At 68.2% G+C, this 3,621-nt stretch carries 4 protein-coding genes and 3 tRNA genes; 5 read left to right on the forward strand and 2 right to left on the reverse strand.

Annotated elements, in window-relative coordinates; all coding sequences use genetic code 11:
- Positions 1-53 precede the first annotated feature (53 nt).
- Positions 54-1,061 carry an ABC transporter substrate-binding protein gene (locus ABDW35_RS33865; protein ID WP_343718251.1) on the reverse strand — a complete coding sequence of 336 codons (1,008 nt, stop codon included), beginning with the start codon at positions 1,059-1,061 and terminating at the stop codon, positions 54-56.
- A gap of 470 nt (positions 1,062-1,531) precedes the next feature.
- On the opposite strand from ABDW35_RS33865, the gene ABDW35_RS33870 reads away from it, so the two are divergent.
- Together ABDW35_RS33870 and ABDW35_RS33875 are read left to right on the forward strand one after the other, a co-directional pair.
- On the forward strand, positions 1,532-1,840 hold the full coding sequence (locus ABDW35_RS33870) for a hypothetical protein (protein ID WP_343718252.1): 309 nt from the start codon (positions 1,532-1,534) through the stop codon (positions 1,838-1,840).
- Between the two features lie 95 nt (positions 1,841-1,935).
- A tRNA-Ile gene (locus ABDW35_RS33875) sits at positions 1,936-2,011 on the forward strand.
- 137 nt (positions 2,012-2,148) lie between these two features.
- Here ABDW35_RS33875 and rlmB read toward each other — a convergent pair.
- Positions 2,149-3,030 carry a 23S rRNA (guanosine(2251)-2'-O)-methyltransferase RlmB gene (rlmB, locus tag ABDW35_RS33880; protein ID WP_343718253.1) on the reverse strand — a complete coding sequence of 294 codons (882 nt, stop codon included), beginning with the start codon at positions 3,028-3,030 and terminating at the stop codon, positions 2,149-2,151.
- A 128-nt stretch (positions 3,031-3,158) separates the two neighbouring features.
- On the opposite strand from rlmB, the gene ABDW35_RS33885 reads away from it, so the two are divergent.
- The 3 genes from ABDW35_RS33885 to ABDW35_RS33895 all read left to right on the forward strand — a co-directional run.
- Positions 3,159-3,243: transfer RNA gene (locus ABDW35_RS33885), tRNA-Tyr, on the forward strand.
- 57 nt (positions 3,244-3,300) lie between these two features.
- Positions 3,301-3,374 (forward strand) — tRNA-Gly (locus ABDW35_RS33890).
- 48 nt (positions 3,375-3,422) lie between these two features.
- The coding region (locus ABDW35_RS33895; protein WP_343718254.1) for a GTP-binding protein at positions 3,423-3,621 on the forward strand (199 nt) is incomplete at its 3' end.

Here is a 3,621-nt window from a genome sequence, read left to right on the forward strand (position 1 = left end):
GCGCCAGTGCTGCCGGTGTCTCGGGCGCCGGGACGAGGGCAGGGGCCGCCATCTCAGCTGCCCTGCCGGTCGTGCAGCGGCGGGAAGAACAGGTCGCGCCAATCCGAAGTGGTGGTCGCGATCTGGCCGATGCGGTGCTGGAAGTCGACGAATTTCAGGATGTTCTCGGGCGCCACGGTGTAGCGCGTGTCGGGGGCGGTGATCAGCGCCTCGACGAAGGCCTCCGGCAGCTTCGAGGATTCGGCCGCGATATACAGCTTCGCCGCCTCAGCCGGATGGGCCTGGATGAACTGGTCGGCGCGGTCCAGCGCGGTGACGATCGCCGCCACCGTCTTCGGGTTCTCGGCGTAGAAGGCTCCAGTGGCGTAGAGCACGTTGAAGGTGTGCGGCCCGCCCAGCACGTCGAAGCTGCTCAGCACCCGGTGGATCTTCGGGTCCTGCAACTGCTGATTCTGGAACGGCGGGGCTCCGAAATTGGCCGTGACCTCGGTGCTGCCGGACAGCAGGGCCGCGGTGGCGTCGGGATGCGACATGCTGACCGTCAACTCGTCCAGCTTCGTCGCCTGGTCCTCGCCGAAGGCCTGGGCCGCCGCCATCTGCAGCAGCACCGCCTGGAACCCGACCTTCACCGCCGGCAACGCGATGCGGTCCTTGTCGGTGAAGTCGGCCAGCGTCTTCACCTGCGGGTTGGTGGTGGTCAGGTAGATCGGCATCGACCCCAGCGCGGCGATGCCCTTGACGTCGATCGACCCGCGCGTCTTCGCCCACAGCGTGATCGCCGGCGGCGCCCCGGCCGCGGCGACGTCCAGGCTGCCGGACAGCAGCGCCTCGTTCATCGCGGCGCCGCCGCTGACCTGGATCCACTCGATCTCAGGCGCCGGCAGCCCGGCCTCGGTGACCGCCGTCTCGATCAGCTTCTGCTGCTTGGCCACGATCATCGGCAGGTAGGAGATGCCGAATTGCTGCGCGATCCGCAGCGTGTCGGTCTCGGCCTGGGCCGCCGGGGCGGCGAGGGCCAGCAGCGTCGCGGCGGCGACGAGGACGGAAAGGCGGGCGCGCATGGGGCGGTCTCTGGCTGGCGGCGATAGGACAAAGATTCGGAGGGGAGCGGTAAATATCAATCCAATTGATTTGTGTTATATGCAATATAGCAATCTGTAGATGTATTTTATCCGATGCCGGCCCGGTGCTGGTCGGCGAGGACCTGATGGCGATCGACCTCGCCGCCGGCAGCGCGTCCTGGAACGGCGCGGTGATCGGCCTCAGCGGACTCCCCGCCCGGTTGTGAAGCGATCCCGTCCGGACTCGTAACGAGGGTGTAAATCCGACAATAGAATCGGGAAAATCATCCGCCGACGACATGCCCGCTTCTTTGGGCGCATGGCAACGATCCCCGTCCGTTCCCAAATATCTCTTGAGGCGGAACGGGTCGAGGCGCATGATTATTTGTGCGGTGCCGATGATTCGGCGAATCGGTTGCTTCATGCGCCGCACCGCCCGACGGCGCTGCCATCGATCGGAAGGAGATCCGATGGACATCGTGACGTTGATCATCCAGCTCGTGGCAGGTGCGGTCGGCGGCAATGTGGCCGGTGCCGCGATCAAGCAGTACAACCTCGGCACCCTGTGGAACTCGATCGCCGGCATCATCGGCGGCGGCATCGGCGGCCAGATCCTGGAGGCGGTCGTCCCCAGCCTCGGGGCGGCGGCGGCCAGCGGCAGCCTCGACATCGGCTCGATCATCGGGCAGGTGGTCGGGGGCGGCGTTGGCGGCGGCGTCCTGATGGTCATCGTCGGCATCGTCAAGCAGATGATGGCCGGCGGGCAGAAGGCCCAGTAACCGGGCCGACTTGCGGAAGCGGCGCTCGGTGGCCCACGCCGGGCGTCGCAACCCGCTTTCCCGCGCCGGCGCCGCTTGCTAGAAGGGCGCCGGACGGGCCTGTAGTTCAGCGGTTAGAACCCGCCGCTCATAACGGTGTTGTCGCAGGTTCGAATCCTGCCGGGCCCACCAAGCTTCGCCCTTACGGGCTACGCGTGGCGCAGCCACGCGGAGGCCGTTTAGGGCAGAGCGTGTCCGGCGAAGCTGGAGCGCAGCGGAAGCGAAGACGGCTGGCGCCGCCATCGGTCCTCCATCCTACGCCACCTCCCTCAGCCCCTTGCCGCCTCGTAGAGCGCAATGGCGGCGGCGTTGGAGACGTTCAGGCTGCCGACCGGGCCCTGCGTCGGCAGGCGGGCCAGCGCGTCGCAGGTCTCGCGCGTCAGGTGGCGCAGCCCGTCGCCCTCGGCCCCCAGCACCAGCGCCACCCGGTCGCCCTGCATCGCCTCGGCCAGGGTCGTCTCGCCCTCCTCGGCCAGGCCGATCCGGCGGAAGCCCAGTTCGCCGAGCGATTCGAGGGCGCGGGCCAGGTTCTTCACCCGGGTCAGCGCGACATGCTCGACCGCGCCGGATGCCGCCTTGGCCATCACCCCAGTGACCTCGGGCGTGTTGCGGTCGGTGACGATCACCGCCAGCGCGCCGAAGGCGGCGGCGGAGCGCAGGATGGCGCCGATATTGTGCGGGTCGGTCACCTGGTCCAGCACCACCACCACGCTGCGCTGCCCGGCCTCCGCGCGCAGCTCCGCCTCGCGGCCGAGATCGTCGATGTCCGGCGCGTCCAGCGGCTTGATCTCCAGCGCGATGCCCTGGTGCACGGCGCCCTTGAGGAACCGGTCCATCAGGGCGCGGTCGACGATCTCCGGCGCCGGCCGGTCGATGCCGGCCTCGGCCGCCTGCGCCAGGGCGTCGGACAGATTCGCCAGCCCGGCCTCGGTGCACTGCACCCGGGTGATCACCCGCTCCGGATTCAGGATCGCGGCGACGGCGGCGTGGACGCCGTAGAGATAGCGGTCGGGCTCGCGCGCGGGAGGCCGTCCGTCCGGCGCCCGGCCGCCGGGGCCGCGCTGATCCGGGCGCTGGCCCTGGTGCGAATGGGGCCGCGGGGCGTGGGGCGAGGCGGCGCGGGGCGGGCGGTTCTGCGGTGTGCGGGTCATCGCCGTCCTGTGCGCTGTGAGGCGGGCGCGGTCAAGTTTACGATTTTCGCATCACGCATGCTTGACTTCCTCGCCGGGATGTCGATATTCCGCCCCGCCATTCGCCGAGCCGTGCGGCGAAGCCCTTTGGAGGGGTGGCCGAGTGGTTAAAGGCAGCAGACTGTAAATCTGCCCGCATAGCGTACGCTGGTTCGAATCCAGCCCCCTCCACCAAAGCCCGCTTGGCTTCGATGTCACGGTCGAGGACATGGCGCGTCCCCGGACATCCGGGCGGGTGTAGCTCAATGGTAGAGCAGCAGCCTTCCAAGCTGAATACGAGGGTTCGATTCCCTTCACCCGCTCCATCCGGGGGCACACAAGTCCCAACTGCGATGAATTAGGGTTTCGAGAGAATGGCGAAGGCGAAGTTTGAGCGGACGAAGCCGCACTGCAACATCGGCACGATTGGTCACGTGGACCATGGCAAGACGTCGCTGACGGCGGCGATCACGAAGGTGCTGGCGGAGAAGGGCGGGGCGACGTTCACGGCGTACGACCAGATCGACAAGGCGCCGGAAGAGAAGGCGCGCGGGATCACGATCTCGACGGCGC

The sequence above is a fragment of the Inquilinus sp. genome (genome assembly GCF_039594555.1).
Classification (GTDB): Bacteria; Pseudomonadota; Alphaproteobacteria; order DSM-16000; family Inquilinaceae; genus Inquilinus.

What these genes read in the sequence shown, in the direction of transcription:
- ABDW35_RS33865 (WP_343718251.1), bottom strand. Translation starts at nt 1,061, where the DNA reads ATGCGCGCCCGCCTTTCCGTCCTCGTCGCCGCCGCGACGCTGCTGGCC.
- ABDW35_RS33870 (WP_343718252.1), top strand. Translation starts at nt 1,532, where the DNA reads ATGGACATCGTGACGTTGATCATCCAGCTCGTGGCAGGTGCGGTCGGC.
- rlmB (WP_343718253.1), bottom strand. Translation starts at nt 3,030, where the DNA reads ATGACCCGCACACCGCAGAACCGCCCGCCCCGCGCCGCCTCGCCCCAC.